We start from the raw sequence: 14,203 nt of genomic DNA, 5'->3' as shown, positions 1-14,203 counted from the left end.
TGCACCGGCAACCGCGCAGCGTCGAATGGGTCAGTTCGGCTTGTCGAGCGGCGCAAGCATCGCCTGCATGTCGGGGTGCTTCAGGATTTTCCTGTACTCCGCCGGACTCATTGCGTCGATCAACACGCGCCCGCTCACGTCCGCCTTGATGTACTCGACCGCGAGCAGCGCGATGACCGGATTGGTCGTCAAGGTGGCGTGATCGGGTGAATGATCGCCGAATTCCGCCACCACGGCCTCGGTGTTGTCCGCCACCGCGACGGCGAGCCGGCGGCCGGACAGCCTGAGTCTCGCGCTGGCGCCGCATTTGGCCATGTCGTAGAGGCGCGGCCCGTTGAGCGTGCGATTGCCGTAAATCGCCACGTGCGTGTCGACGCCCCGTGCCGCGGCGGCCTCGAGCAGCGGCCCGAGATCGTCGATCTCTTCGTCCCAGACACCCGCGAAGATCTGCGTTTTCGCGTTGACGATGACGCGCGCGAATGCGCTGGCGATCGCTTCCCGCCCGCTCAACGACCAGACGAGCCCCGGCTCCTGTTGAACCGGCAGCCGATCGAGCGCGTCCGCGGCCAGTTCGAGATCCGCATTGAAGCGCGTGCGCAAATCCTCGAGCAACGACCGGTGGGGCACGGCCGCATATCGGACGGGTTCCGACCGGTTCACGAGCACCGCACCGCGCGTTTCCAGGCGACCCAGGGTTTCGTAGATCTTCGATGGCGGCATGCCGGCGCGCCGGCCCACTTCCGCACCCGTCAGCGCGGCCTGCCCGACGAGGGCCGCGTAAGCCTGCGCCTCGTACTGGGTGAATCCAAGCCGGATCAACGACGTGATCAGCTCCGTGTTCTCGCTCATGTGTATCGGCTCCTGCGCCCATGACGACCTGCATGGGACTTGATTAACTACTGAGGTAGTATACAATCGCTCGAAAGTACTACCCAAGTAGTAAGCAATGTTCGTCAACCTGACTGGGGGGATCTTCAAGATGCGTAAACGGATCAGCACCGGCTCCCCGTGGGAGCCCAAGGTCGGCTACTCGCGCGCCGTGGTCGTCGACAACACCATCTACATTTCGGGGACGGCCGGCAAAGGCGCGGACGTGTACGCGCAGACGCGCGATGCGCTGGCGACGATCGACCGTGTGCTGGCGGACAGCGGGTTCGCGTTGTCGGACGTTGTCCAGAGCCGTCTGGTGGTGGCGGACTTCGACAACTGGGAAGCCGCGGCGCGCGCACATGGCGAAATCTACTGCGATATCCGGCCGGCGTTTTCGCTCGTGCATGCGCTTCCGTTCGTCGATCCGGAGATCCTGGTGGAAGTCGAGGCGATCGCGGTCAGGGCCGCGGCGTGACCGTCGCCGGCAACCGCGTGCCGCTGTCCCGCACCGCGACGGTGGTGCTGGCACTCGCGGCCGGCGTGGCGATCGCGAACGGCTATGCGTTGCAGCCGTCGCTGTCGGCCATCGCGAGCGAGTTCGGCGTGGCTGCGTCGCGCATGGCGGCCCTCTCGTCCGTGACGATGCTCGGTTACCTGGTCGGTCTTGCATGGCTGGTGCCGCTGGTCGACCGGTTCAGTCCGCGCGTGCTCGGCTCGACGCAGATGGGCGCGCTCGCGGGGTTGCTGGCGTGCGCGTCGTGGTCGCCCGGGCCGCTCGCGCTCGACGCCTGCTTCTTTCTGGTGGGCGCGGCGACGACGGTGGCGGCGCAATGCAGCGCCGTCGCCGGCAAACATGCGGATCCGCAGCGGCGTGGCGTGGCGATGGGGGCCGTGTCGGCGGGCATTTCCGCCGGGATCCTGCTGAGCCGTTTCGTGGGCGGCGTGCTGTCGCAATGGTGCGGATGGCGCGGCGCATTGCTCGCGCTGGCCGGGTGCGTTGCACTGGCCGCCATCGGCTGTGCCGCGCTGTTGCCCGGCGGCCGGCCGGAAGGGCTGCCCGGCCGTGCGAACGCGCTCGGTACCGTTGTGCGGTTGCTGCGCGATAGCGCGCAATTGAGGCACCGTACCTGCGCCGGCATGCTCTGGTTCTTCGCGTTCAACCTGGTCTGGGTGGGGCTCGCGCTTCGCCTGGCCGAGCCGCCGTATCGCCTCGGTGCCGCGGCGATCGGCGCGTACAGTCTCGCGGGCGTGCTGGGTCTCGGCGTGACGCGCGTGGCCGGAAAACTCGCCGATCGATTCGGCGATCGCGCGGTTATCCGGGGCGGGCTCTTCGTGGCGGCCGTGTCGGCCTTGCTGCTTGCCGTTGCGCTCGGTCATCCCGGATGGCTGGGCGTGGGGCTGGCGATGTTCGATGCCGGTTGCTTTGCCGCGCAGGTCGCGAACCAGGCACGTGTGGTCGCGATTCAGCCGTCCCGGGCCGGGGCATTGAGCGCAGCGTACCTGACGCTTTACTACGCGGCCGGTGCCGGCGGTGCGGCGGCGGCAGGGTTGCTCAACGCGCGGGTCGGGTGGGGCGCGATGATGGTCGTGACGGCTGCGACAATCGCGGCGGCCGGGTTGATCGGTACCGCATCGACCCGCATCGACGCGCGGGGCGAGCCGACCTCCGCCGCTTGAGGGCGGGCCCGACCTGCGTGCGCGGACGATCGAATCGGAACTTCATTTTTCGTGCATGATCGGCATTAACCGTTGATCGACGGCGATCCGGCTCCGGCATTCGACCCTCCGCAACGCTGGCGGATATTTTCGCGTTGGAACAGGCATTCACGCTCCCGCGCATGTCATGCGCGACCGCACGCGAACACGGGCTCATAGGATGGGCCACAACGACGCCGTGCCCGTGCAACACGTGTCGGGCTCCGTGTCGTTCGGCGCGTGCCGGTTGCCGTACGCAGGAGGAAGACATGGAACCAGACGGAAGCGCCTCGAACGCCAGCGGCGGGTGGCTCGGCGCGCATGCGGAAACCGGCTCGCCGCAGGCGCTGCTGGACGTGATCGTCCGCGGCGTGGAAGGCTGCGGCATCCCGGCCGGCACCGACTGGCCGACAGCGAAGCAAATCCTCGCGGACAACGACAGGCAGTGGAAATTCTCGGCGGTGCTGGTCGCGATCGTCGCGCGGCACGAGCCGACGATCCTGCTGACCAAGCGCGCGTCGGATCTCAGCGAATACTCGTCGCAGGTGAGTTTCCCGGGCGGACGCCCGGCCGAGTCCGACCGCGATATCGGCGCGACGGCATTGCGCGAGGCGTTCGAGGAGATCCGCCTCGCGCCGGACGCGGTTCGCGTGGCCGGCAGCTTGCCGATTCATCGAACCAGAAAGCGCAATCACGCGATCTTTCCGGTGATCGGCATCGTGCCGGACACGGCGAAATGGGAGGCGGCGCCCGCGGAAGTTGCGGAGATCTTCGAGTTTCCGTTCTCCGCGCTGCTGAATCCGGATCTGCCCCGGCAATACACGGACGGCGAACGCAAGGGCGCGTGGTACTGGGCGGAGCAGGCGCAGGACATCTGGGGCGTGACGGCCTTCATCCTGACTTCGCTCGCCGGGCTGGTGCGCGCCGCCGCGCGCTGACGGCATGCGTGACGGCAGGTGTCGACGCACCTCAATGCGACGACACGAACGCCGCATCCTCGAATGCCGCCGGAATGGCGAAGCTTGCGCGCATGCGCTGCGTTTCCTTCGCCGGCGTCAGGCCGAACAGGCGCTTGAATTCGCGGCTGAACTGCGACGGGCTCCCATAACCGACCGCGTAGCCGGCCGCCTCGGCCGTCAGATCCTCGCGCACCATCAGCAAGCGCGCCTGATGCAGCCGCGTCGATTTCAGGTACTGCATCGGCGAGACCTGCGTGATCGCCTTGAAGTGGCTGTGAAAGCTCGGCACGCTCATGCCGGCTGCGTTGGCCAGTTGCGGCACGTCGAGCGGTTGCGCGTAATCGGCGTGGATCACGCGCAGTGACCGGCCGATCCGGCCGAACTGCCCGCGCATCGCCAGCGCGCCGCGCATCGCGCTGCCCTGCGCGCCGGTGAGCACGCGGAAATACAGCTCGCGCAGCAATGCCGGGCCGAGCACCGCGGCGTCGAGCGGCCGGTGCATCGCCTCGACGAAACGCAGCACCGACGCGTGCATCGTTGCATCCATCGGCGTCGACATCATGCTCCTGGGCGCCTGCACCGGCTCCGCCGTGCCTGCGCGGTCGATCTGCGCCGCGAGTTCGGCGGCCATCGTGAAATCGAGGTGCAGGTACAGCGCGAGCAGCGGGTGCCCGGGCGTGGCGTCGGTTTCCATGCTGAACGGCACCGGCACGGACACTGCCAGATAGTGGTGTTCGTCGTACAGGTAGCATTCGCCGCCGAAGTAGCCGCGCTTGCGGCCCTGGCACACGATCACGATGCCCGGGTCGTACAGCACCGGCGTGCGCGACAGCGCGCGGTTCGAACGCAGGATGCGCACGCTCGGCAGCGCCGTCAGGTTGTAGCCTTCGTCGGGCGCCAGCGCGCGCAGCAGCGCCACCAGGCGCTTCCGGTCGCGCGGCGGCAGCGATGGGGCTCGGGCGGAGGCAGGGTCGGCGCTCATAGTTTTGTGCAAGAAAATCAGTGGAATCGGGCTTATTCGACGGGGTTCACCAGACTAGTATGCACGCTCCTATCGACATTCGGGAGAAGCTCACATGGCATCCGGCAACCTCATCCTCATCACCGGCGTCAGCAGCGGCCTGGGCCGCGCGCTCGCGCAGGAGGCGCTCGCGGCGGGTCACACGGTGGTCGGCACCGTGCGAGGCGCGCAGGCGGCGCGGGATTTCGACGCGCTGTCCGCGCGGGCATTCGCGCGGGTGCTCGACGTGACCGACTTCGATCGCATCGACGGCGTCGTCGCGGAAATCGAGGCGAACGTCGGGCCCGTCGACGTGCTGGTGAACAACGCCGGCTACGGGCACGAAGGGATCATGGAAGAAGCGCCGCTCGCGGAGCTGCGCCGGCAGTTCGACGTGAACGTATTCGGCGCGGTCGCGATGATGAAGGCGGTCGTGCCGTACATGCGCGAGCGGCGGCGTGGCCGCATCCTGAACATCACGTCGATGGGCGGCCACATCACGATGCCGGGCATCGCCTACTACTGCGGCAGCAAGTTCGCGCTCGAAGGCATTTCCGAAACCGTCGGCAAGGAGCTGGCGCCGTTCGGCATCGCCGTGACGGCCGTGGCGCCGGGTTCGTTCCGCACCGACTGGGCCGGCCGCTCGATGCTGCGCACGCCACGCTCGATCGCGGATTACGACGCGATCTTCGACCCGATTCGTCAGGCGCGCGAGGAGAAGAGCGGCAAGCAGCCGGGCGATCCCGCGAAGGCCGCACGGGCGATGCTCGCGGCGATCGCGGCGGAACATCCGCCCGCGCACCTGCTGCTCGGCAGCGATGCGCTGCGGCTGGTACGCGGCAAGCTGGCGGCGCTGGACGAGGAAATCCGGGCGTGGGAGGCCGTCACGCTGTCGACGGATGGTTGACGGGCGGCGTCGCACGATCGTTCGCCCGTCGCGGGGCCGTCCACGTTATCGAAAGTGTCGACGATCATTTGCATCGTCGCATCATCGTTTAACAAACCTGTCCGATAATGGCTGCCGGCCACTGCGCCGAGTTCATCCACCTTACAGGAGTCCATCGCGATGCCAACCGTCACAACGAAGGATCACGTCGAGATTTTCTACAAGGACTGGGGCCCGAAGGACGCGCAGCCCATTGTCTTCCATCATGGCTGGCCGTTATCCGCGGACGACTGGGACGCGCAGATGCTGTTCTTCGTCCAGAAGGGCTATCGCGTCGTGGCGCACGACCGTCGTGGCCACGGCCGGTCGGCGCAGGTGTCGGACGGCCACGACATGGATCACTACGCGGCAGACGCGTTCGCGGTCGTCGAAGCGCTCGACCTGCGCAATGCGGTGCACATCGGCCACTCGACCGGCGGCGGCGAAGTGGCGCGCTATGTCGCGAAGCACGGCGAGCCGGCCGGCCGCGTCGCGAAGGCGGTGCTGGTCAGCGCGGTGCCGCCGCTGATGCTGAAAACCGAATCGAACCCCGAAGGCTTGCCGCTCGAGGTGTTCGACGGTTTCCGGAAAGCGCTCGCCGACAATCGCGCGCAGTTCTTCCTCGACGTGCCGAGCGGCCCGTTCTACGGGTTCAACCGCGAAGGTGCAACCGTGCATCAGGGCGTGATCCGCAACTGGTGGCGGCAGGGGATGGAAGGCAGCGCCAAAGCGCATTACGAAGGCATCAAGGCGTTTTCGGAAACGGACCAGACCGAAGACCTGAAGTCGATCTCCGTCCCGACGCTCGTGCTGCATGGCGAAGACGACCAGATCGTGCCGATCGCGGATGCCGCGCTGAAGTCGATCAAGCTGCTGAAGAACGGCACGCTGAAGACGTACCCGGGCTACTCGCACGGGATGCTGACGGTCAACGCGGACGTCCTCAACGCCGACCTGCTGGCTTTCGTGCAGGCGTAATGTCGTCGGCGCGGGCCAGCCCAGGCGGGCCCGCGCTGTCGTTGCGGGCCGGCGGCGCGAGGTTGCGCCAGTCGCGCCGTCGGCAACGCGGCCGGGTCGCCGGCCGCAACGGTCAACCCGGGCCGTTGAAGCGGATGCCCGGAAACGTCAGGCGCGGCATCCGGCCCTCCAGGAACGCGAGCAGTGCGCGTACCTGCGCGGCCTTGGCGGAGTCTTCCGGCCACACGAGATAGTACGCGTCGCCGGTATTGACGGCCGTCTTGAACGGCAGCACGAGCTGCTTTTCGTCGATGGCCGTCGCACACAGCGCGAGATCCCCGATCGAGAGGCCGTGGCCGGCGATGGCCGCCGCGATCCCCTGTTCGAGCATGTCGAACACCTGCCCGCGCGTGATGTCCACGTCGAGATCATGGCCGCTGCCCTTGAGCCAGCGGCGCCAGTCGCGCCGATCGGGCGACGGGTGGATCAGCTCGCACGCCGCCGGATTCGTGCGCGCAACCGTCGCGGTCGCCCGCGAGCACACCGGAATCAGCCATTCGTCGAACAGCTTCACGCACTGCGAGGCCTCGCCGAACCTGCCTGCGCCGAGCAGGATCGCGCAATCGTAGGATTCGCTGAAAAAATCGACGGTATCGACATCCATCCACACGCTCGCGATCTGCACCTCGAACGCCGGCCGCGTGCCGCGGAACGCGGCCAGCGCGTCGAGCAGCCAGCGCATCGTGAGCGTGGACGGCGCCTTGAGCTTCAGCACGTCGCGTTGCGACTGGAACAGCACGCAGGCTTCCTCGATCTGCCGGAAGCCGCGCCGCAGGCCTGACGCGAGGATGTGCGCTTCCGCCGTCACGGTCATTTTCGGGCCGTGCCGGACGAACAGTTTCCGGCCGAAGTAGGACTCGAGTGTCCTGACGTGCTTGCTCACCGCGCTTTGCGTGAGGCTCAGTTCCTCGGCGGCCAGCGTGAACGAGCCGGTGCGCGCCGCGCTTTCGAACGCACGCAGCGCGTAGACAGGGGGGAGCGGTTTGGCCTTCACGGGTTTCGAATATGAATAAAACTCATGTCATCCGGCAGGATTTTCCGTTTTTCGGCTGCGGGCCGGGCACGCAATACTTCATGAAACCGCGCAATCCGCCGCGCTGAATCCCGATGATGCCATCGCGCCGGGCGCGCGCGTCAATCCATTCAACAACTTTTTGTCATGGCACTCCATTACCCGCTGCTGTTCGCCTATCTCGCCGCGATCGTGCTGCTCATCGCGACGCCCGGCCCGGTCGTCATGCTCGTGGTCGGCACCGTCGCGCGGTGCGGCTTCCGCCAGGGCATGCTGACCGCGGTGGGCGCGAATGCCGCGAGCCTCGTGATGATCGCGGGGGCGATGCTGATGGTGTTCGGCGTCGTGCTCGTCAGCGAGCGCCTGCTCACGGGGTTGCATGTAGCGGGATGCCTCTTCATCGCGGTGCTGGCCGTCCGGACGCTGCTCGGCGAATGGCGCGCCGGCCGTGCGCGCGAGGGCAACGACGCCGCGCAAGGCGAACCGGCATCGCGGGCGCGGCGCTTGCCGGGTGCCGTGCGCGGCTTTCTCGTCGGCATCGCGAATCCGAAGGACCTGCTGTTCTTCGTCGCGTTCTTTCCGCAGTTCGTCGCCATCACGCCGGATTCGCGCGTGAGCCTGGCCATCCTGGCCGCGCTGTGGATCGCGGTCGATTTCACGATCCTGACCGCCTACATGGCCGCGATCAAGCATCCGCTGATTCATCGCAAGCAGCGTTGGATCACGGCTTCGTCGGCGGGCGCGCTGCTCGTGATTGCGCTCGCCGGGCTCGGCGGCGCGATCGCGGGTGCCGCGTAAGCCCGGCGGCGATCGGCGTTGCGCTTCGTTTGCCCGAACGCCTTTATCGAGTGCCATCATGTCCGGCACCGTCCCGGCTTTCTCCGAGCTAGCCGTTGCGCAGGAACACGACGTAGCCGCGGAACCACGGGTTCGTCGCCAGGTACGGCGGCGCGTCCCATTCGCCGCCCTGGATGATGCCGATGCGAAACGGCAGCTGCAGCCGCGCGACGCGCGGCAGGTAGTCCGCGTAGTCGGGGATCGTGCTGCGGCCCTGGTAGGTCTGCACGACCACTTCGTCGACGATCCCCCTGAGCTGGTTGACCTGGTCGGTATCGATGCGGCTGCTCCAGTCGAGCAGCCCCGTGATGCTCAGCCGGCAATCGGCGGGCAGCGTCTCGCGCAGCGACCGCAGGAATTCGAGGTAATCCTGCAGGTGGCGCGTGCGCGCATCGAAGTCGATCTGGATGCCGGTAATCGTGCGGCCCGATGCGCGCCAGCGTGTGAGCTGCGCGAGCATGATCTGCGTGACGCGCGGCGTCCACCGCAGCGTATGCGCACGATAGACGAGCCACACGCGCGCCTGCGGGGCGGGCGGCAGTGCGACGCCCTGCGCGATCACGCGGACCTGCGACTCGTCCCGCGGCGACGCCTCGATCTGCCCCTGCAGCACGTAGAGGGTGCGTGCGTCGCGCACGACCGCCTGCGGCTTGACGCCCGCCCATAGCCAGAACGCGTCGTACCGTGCGGCATCGACGGTGCCGGCCAGAGCGACGCGTCCGGCCAGCAGCAGTGCGACGCACGCCAGGCACGCGATACGCGTCACGCGGCGCTCACCAGTAGTAGCGAAGTTTCTGCGCCCACGGGCTGCCCGGGTAGCTGGCCTTCAGCGTGTCGAACCAGCGCTTGCGCGTGTTCTTCGGCACGTCCTTGCCGCCGCATTCGTTGTAGCCGGCCGGCGCATAGCACTTGATCGCACGGTAGTACGCGTAGGCGCGGTCGTTCGGGTTCGCCTGCGCGTCGGCCATCACCGTCACGTAGCTCGACATCCGCTCGTACGGCTTGCCCGGGAACTGCGACGGCGCACCGCCGAGCGTCGGCGGGATGCGCGTGGTGGAGGCCGCCGACGCGTTGCGCAGCCACGGCGGCACCGGATCGCTTTCGAGGCCGGCAGCGGGCGGGTGCAGGCGCACGAAATCGGCGAGACAGTTCAGCCCCTTCGCATCGGCGGGATTCTGCTGGAGCGCCGCGGCGATGTCGTTCGCGGACGGGCACGTATAACCGTCTTCGTTTTTCGCCCCGGCTGCGACGAACGGCTTCAACGGATCGGCAGGCTTGCCGGACACGAGCGCGGCGTCCGCGATGAACTCGCCGTAGTGCGAACGCGTGAGTTCCTTGTACAGCAGCGTGTACAGCGCGGTGTCGCGCAGCGCGCCGCCGGCCGCCTGGTTTTGCGCCTGCGCGCGCAGCAGGTCCGCATTGGCCGAGCGTTGCAGCAGCACCGCGCGGATCGCGGCGTTCTGCACCGGCGAATCGTCGGCGAACGCGTCGTTGACGAGCCCGGCCTGCTCCAGGTTGATCGCGAGCGCGAGTTCCAGCGCTTCGCGCTGGAAGCGGAATTTGGCGAGCGGGATCAGGTCGCGCCACAGCTGGCGCGCCTTGTCGGTCTGGCCGCTGTCCTCCAGCGCGAACCCGCGCAGCGCCTGCTGGCTCAGGCCGAAGTAGTCGAGCGGCTCGGCCGGGGTCTGCGGCAGCAACGCGAGCGCGGCGTCCGGCTTGCGGCCGAGCTGGACATACCAGGTTGCGAGCAGGTAGTCGTAGAGCGCGGGCGCGTTCGCGAAGCGTGGCTTCTGCGCCTGCAGGTCGTCCAGCGTTAGCGGCTTGCGGCTTGAATCGCTGCTGTCGGATGTGCGCATGCGCAGCAGGTCGACGGTCGCGAGCACGGTCGGCGACTGGATCTGGCGCGCGTCGAATTCCGACCCGAACAGCAGCTTGCTGTCGAGTTCGTTCGCCAGCTGGATCAGCGGCACGTTCGACGTCGCCGGCGACCAGCGCGCGAGCGCGTGGCCGTACAGGTCGGCCTGCTGCGTCACGTTGCCGCCGAGCCATGCGACACGCCGCAACAGCCCCGTCGCGGAGGTCGCATAGCGCCCCTGCGGATACACCTTCAGGTAAGTGCGAAACACCGTATTCGCGGCGTCGAGCGACACCTTCTCCACGCGGCCGCGCGACGGCGTGGGGCTGTCGTTGCCGAACACGTTGGCCTGCGCGGCGTTCAGCTGCGCGCGCCCGGCCATGTAGAGGCCGGTTTCCTTCAGCCACGGGTTCGCGCTGTGCGACGCGCTCGCGAAGGCCTTGGTCGCGGTGAGGAAGTCGGCGCGGTAGAACGCGTTCGTGCCGTCGAGGTACGCGGCGAACTGCTGGCCGAGCGGCGACTTGACCGGCGGTTTCGTCCAGACGGCGCTTGCGCCGCCGGCCGCGCAGGTCTTCTGCGCGATGTCGGCGCGTGCCGCGCGCAGGCGGGTGGCTTCATCGGCGGGGAGGCCGCCGGCGTTGCCCAGGGCGTCGTTGAACGCGTCGGCGCCCGAGGTCATGCTGCGGCAGATGCTGCCTTCGCCGTCGGCGTACTGGTTCGACGGTGTTTCGGCATCCGTTGCGTTGCCATCTTTATCGGGTGCCTTCTGCCCGATATAGATCCATCCGGAGAAGTCCATCGGAAACGGCACGATGATCTGGTTGATCCGGTCTTTCACCGGGATCGTCTTCGGGTCCGGAAACGCCTGCGCGACCTTGGCGCTGTCGACCATCATCAGCATCGCGTTGATGCGCGTGTCGTTCGCGGGGCTCAGCATCGGCACGTTGGCGCAGGAGTAGGCGGTCTGCCGGAGCGTGGTCGGCGCATAGCAGCCGTCGTCGCCGCTGGCATGGGCGGCCGGAATCCAGAACAGGCCGGCCGCCAGCGCGGCGAACAGGCGTCGGTTCAGCAATGGGTGTTTGGGCATGTTTTTCTTGTGCCGGGTGTGGGGCCGCAGCGGCCGGGTCTCTCAGGTGAGGCGTTGTCGCCCCGGCGCGTATCGTACCGCAATGGATGCATGAATTTCGCAGATGCGGGCCGCGGCCGGGCGCACCGGTGACCGGACCGGTGCGCGCCGGTCGGCAAGTCGTGTCGATGGCCGGTGCGGCTCCCGTGTTACGCGTACACGCTGCTGGCGACGCCGTCGTCGGCCACATCGTCGATCGCGGCCCGCAAGTCGTCGATCGCGACCATCAGCTCGCGGACCTGCCGCAACGACGGGTACTGGTGCAGCACGGCGTGCCATTGCGGCAGCGTCAGCAGCGCGTGCCAGACGACGCCGAGGCCGTCCGGATCGGCATCCGGCCGCTGCGCGAGCGCGCTCGCGTATTCGAGGCTGGCTTGCGCCGACAGCAGCTGCATCCGGCTTGCGGCGCCCAGCAGGCGCGGCGTCGCGTCCGCGGATGCATCGCAGCAATAGAGCACTTCCCGTGGCAGCGTCGCTTCGTCGGTCGTCAGCGCGTGCAGCGACGCGCCGTGCACGCGCACCGTGCCTTGATGCGTCTCGAACGAATAGATCGTATCCGGGTCGGCTTGCGCGAGCAGGTTCAGGCCGCGCAGCAGCCGCGGCAGGTCGGTCGTCGCGGCATCCGCGGACGCCTTCGCTTCGACGAGGAAGCGCACGTTCCACGCGGGTGCCGGGTCATCGCCGCGCGGGCGTTCGAGCAGGATCGCGTCCCATTCGGTTTTCGCGCGATCGTGGCGGCCCGGTATCGATGACGGTACGCGCATCGACGTCACCACCCGGTACGTGCGGCGTGCGTCGACGGCGTCGAGCCGGCGGGCCAGCGCGTCGAGCGCCTGTGCGGCCAGCGCTTCGACGGCTGCGCCGCGCTGTTGCGACGCGACGCCCTGCGCGACGGCGACGGTGCTGCCTTCGAGCGGGCCCTGGCGTACCCAGAGCGCACGGTAGCGACGCACGTGCTCGTCCGACGCCAGTGTGTCGACGCGCAGCATGCGCTCGAGCGCTGCGCTGTCTTTCAGCTTGACGATGTCTTGCTCGAACGCGGTGTCGGTCGCCATGTCGGGTAGCGCGAGCAGTTGCCGCAGCGTGTCGTGCAGTTCGGCCCACGACGCGGCAGTGGCGGCCGCATGCAGCCGCGCGAGCCCGTCGCGTTGCCACGGGCGGGCGCTGCGCTCGAGCTTGGCCGGGTGCGCGATCGCATTGACGGCCGAGTGCAGCGCGCGGCGGTCCTGCTCGGCGTGCGCGGACAACGACGCGTATTCGCGCACGCTCGGTGCATCGTGCCGCAGCACCGCGGCCTGAAAGGCGGGGTCGCCGGCGCGCGTGTCCATTGCATCGCGGATCATCTGCGCGAGGGCGTCGATGAAGCGCTGCCGCAGCGCCGCGTCGGGTGTCTGTCCGTCGCTTCGCATCCTGCGCGCTTCCTCGATCACGATCGCGAGCGTGGCGGCCGGGTTGGCTGCGTCGGCCGGCGACGACGCGCTGTCGAGCGGCGGCAGCCGGTAGCGGCGCGCGACGGTGCGCAGTGTTTCGTCGAGCAGGGCGGGAAGCGGTGTCAGCGACATGGTCGATATCGGCGTGGAAGCGGTGCGCATGCCCGGGGTTCGGGCTTGCGCGCGCGATGATGTGCAACGTTATCACGCCGGGGCGGGCGGGATACGGGGCGTGTCGTTGCGAGGGGGATTGATGCCGGGGCGCGCGGCATCAGTCGCGAGCGATGTTCCTGGTCAACGTCTCGATGGTCAGGTTTTCGTCTCGCGGCCGGCCGACGCCGGCTCGCTCATCGTCGGCGCGGCCGCGATGACGCTGCCTTCACGGTACCGCGGGTAGCGACGCACGTGACACTGGCGACAAAGCGGGCCACGCGAGGGGCGCGGCCGTCACCCTGCGGGCAACGACCAGCCCGCCCAGCCGTGCCCGCGTGCCCCGCGCATCACGCCGTCAACGTCACCGACAGGCTGCCGAGTTCGCCGAATCGCACCGTCAGCGCATCGCCGAGCGGCACATCGATCGCGCCCGCGTACGAACCGGTCGTCACGATCTGCCCGGCGCGCACGGCGTCGCCGCGCGATGCGAGGAAATTGACGAGCCACACCAGCGGTTTCAGCGGATCGCCATCCGGATGGCGGCCGTCGATCGCGCGGTTCAGCGCGCCTTCGAATGACAGCGCCAGCGTCTCGAGCGGCACGTTCAGCCCGTCGGGCACGACCGGGCCGACGCACAGCCCCTGGTTGAATTGCCCGTCCGCCAGCAGCTCGAACTTCGACGCGCGCGTGGGCTCCGCATAGCGACAGCCGAGCACTTCGAGCACGATGCGCACGTCGCGGATCGCGTCGCGCACGTCGTTCTCGTCGTACGGCTCGCCGCGCGCGGGCAGGTCGCGATCGAGCACGAACGCGATTTCCGGTTCGATCCGCACGATCGGCCCGCCGACGACGCGGTACGGCGCATCGGCCTCGCGGATCGTCGACGCGAAGATCGGCGCGAGGATCACGCGGTCGGGCGGCGGCAGCGCGCATTTCCAGCCGCCGACGGGTTCGCCGAGCAGGTCGGCCACGCGCTGCTGGATCGCGAGGGCGGTCTCGACGTTCTCGGGGCGCAGCGCATCGGGCAGCAGCGGGCCGGGCGAGCCGGCATGGCGGGCGGCGACGAGATGCTGGGCGGCGCCGTCCACGCGTTCGGTAGTCGTTGTCATGTCGGTTGAGCGAGTTGAAAGTGGGCCGGCAAATAAGGGCCGGACGAAAGTCGCACATTCGATGATAGCGCCTTCGGCACGATGAGCGCTCGATCCCGCTGTTTCGGGCGCTTGGTCAGCCGGGTTTGCGACCTTGCCGCGAGCGCGACGTATCGGCTGCCCGTCGCGTCGCTTTGCCGCATGTGCGGCTCCCGGTCGACCTTGATCGCCGTCAA

General features: G+C 68.3%; 14 protein-coding genes. 7 read left to right on the top strand and 7 right to left on the bottom strand.

Features of this window, described 5'->3' with window-relative positions; genetic code table 11:
- Window positions 1-30 precede the first annotated feature (30 nt).
- Complete coding sequence (locus tag HWX39_RS25835) at window positions 31-849, bottom strand: TrmB family transcriptional regulator (protein WP_175970625.1); 819 nt, start codon at window positions 847-849, stop codon at window positions 31-33.
- 130 nt (window positions 850-979) lie between these two features.
- Here HWX39_RS25835 and HWX39_RS25830 point away from each other — a divergent pair, with 130 nt between their 5' ends.
- The 3 genes from HWX39_RS25830 (at window position 980) to HWX39_RS25820 (ending at window position 3,503) form a co-directional block, all read left to right on the top strand.
- Window positions 980-1,345 (top strand): RidA family protein, encoded by a 366-nt coding sequence (locus tag HWX39_RS25830; protein WP_175970657.1) that lies wholly within the window; start codon window positions 980-982, stop codon window positions 1,343-1,345.
- Entirely contained in the window at window positions 1,342-2,547 is a 1,206-nt protein-coding gene (locus HWX39_RS25825) for an MFS transporter (protein WP_175970624.1), read from the top strand. The genes HWX39_RS25830 and HWX39_RS25825 overlap by 4 nt, the downstream gene beginning before the upstream one ends.
- Before the next feature lie 287 nt (window positions 2,548-2,834).
- Complete coding sequence (locus HWX39_RS25820) at window positions 2,835-3,503, top strand: CoA pyrophosphatase (protein ID WP_175970623.1); 669 nt, start codon at window positions 2,835-2,837, stop codon at window positions 3,501-3,503.
- 31 nt (window positions 3,504-3,534) lie between these two features.
- Here the strand turns inward: HWX39_RS25820 and HWX39_RS25815 are convergent, their stop codons facing one another.
- Window positions 3,535-4,506: an AraC family transcriptional regulator gene (locus tag HWX39_RS25815; protein WP_175970622.1), complete on the bottom strand. Its 972-nt coding sequence runs from the start codon at window positions 4,504-4,506 to the stop codon at window positions 3,535-3,537.
- 94 nt (window positions 4,507-4,600) lie between these two features.
- Here HWX39_RS25815 and HWX39_RS25810 point away from each other — a divergent pair, with 94 nt between their 5' ends.
- Complete coding sequence (locus HWX39_RS25810) at window positions 4,601-5,431, top strand: oxidoreductase (RefSeq protein ID WP_175970621.1); 831 nt, start codon at window positions 4,601-4,603, stop codon at window positions 5,429-5,431.
- Between the two features lie 159 nt (window positions 5,432-5,590).
- A complete protein-coding gene (locus tag HWX39_RS25805; RefSeq protein ID WP_175970620.1) occupies window positions 5,591-6,427 on the top strand; it encodes an alpha/beta hydrolase in 837 nt (278 codons plus the stop codon).
- A gap of 112 nt (window positions 6,428-6,539) precedes the next feature.
- On the opposite strand, the gene HWX39_RS25800 is transcribed toward HWX39_RS25805, so the two are convergent.
- On the bottom strand, window positions 6,540-7,460 hold the full coding sequence (locus tag HWX39_RS25800) for a LysR substrate-binding domain-containing protein (protein ID WP_175970619.1): 921 nt from the start codon (window positions 7,458-7,460) through the stop codon (window positions 6,540-6,542).
- Between the two features lie 165 nt (window positions 7,461-7,625).
- Between HWX39_RS25800 and HWX39_RS25795 the strand changes: the two genes are divergently transcribed.
- Complete coding sequence (locus tag HWX39_RS25795) at window positions 7,626-8,276, top strand: LysE family translocator (RefSeq protein ID WP_175970618.1); 651 nt, start codon at window positions 7,626-7,628, stop codon at window positions 8,274-8,276.
- 88 nt (window positions 8,277-8,364) lie between these two features.
- Here HWX39_RS25795 and HWX39_RS25790 read toward each other — a convergent pair whose 3' ends face one another.
- The 3 genes from HWX39_RS25790 to HWX39_RS25780 form a co-directional block, all read right to left on the bottom strand.
- On the bottom strand, window positions 8,365-9,072 hold the full coding sequence (locus HWX39_RS25790) for a DUF3142 domain-containing protein (RefSeq protein ID WP_175970656.1): 708 nt from the start codon (window positions 9,070-9,072) through the stop codon (window positions 8,365-8,367).
- A 16-nt stretch (window positions 9,073-9,088) separates the two neighbouring features.
- Complete coding sequence (locus HWX39_RS25785) at window positions 9,089-11,257, bottom strand: hypothetical protein (protein ID WP_175970617.1); 2,169 nt, start codon at window positions 11,255-11,257, stop codon at window positions 9,089-9,091.
- Between the two features lie 188 nt (window positions 11,258-11,445).
- Entirely contained in the window at window positions 11,446-12,858 is a 1,413-nt protein-coding gene (locus tag HWX39_RS25780; protein WP_175970616.1) for a 3-deoxy-D-arabino-heptulosonate 7-phosphate synthase, read from the bottom strand.
- Between HWX39_RS25780 and HWX39_RS25775 the strand changes: the two genes are divergently transcribed.
- A complete protein-coding gene (locus tag HWX39_RS25775) occupies window positions 12,857-13,123 on the top strand; it encodes a hypothetical protein (protein ID WP_175970615.1) in 267 nt (88 codons plus the stop codon). The two genes, HWX39_RS25780 and HWX39_RS25775, sit on opposite strands and share 2 nt — an antisense overlap.
- A gap of 103 nt (window positions 13,124-13,226) precedes the next feature.
- On the opposite strand, the gene HWX39_RS25770 is transcribed toward HWX39_RS25775, so the two are convergent.
- Window positions 13,227-13,988 (bottom strand): fumarylacetoacetate hydrolase family protein, encoded by a 762-nt coding sequence (locus tag HWX39_RS25770; protein WP_175970614.1) that lies wholly within the window; start codon window positions 13,986-13,988, stop codon window positions 13,227-13,229.
- Window positions 13,989-14,203: the final 215 nt, after the last annotated feature.

It is taken from the genome of Burkholderia sp. BCC0322, assembly GCF_902833045.1.
In the GTDB taxonomy this organism is placed as follows: domain Bacteria; phylum Pseudomonadota; class Gammaproteobacteria; order Burkholderiales; family Burkholderiaceae; genus Burkholderia.
The sequence above is the reverse complement of the archived record's forward strand: the minus strand, read 5'-3'. Positions and strand labels throughout refer to the sequence as shown.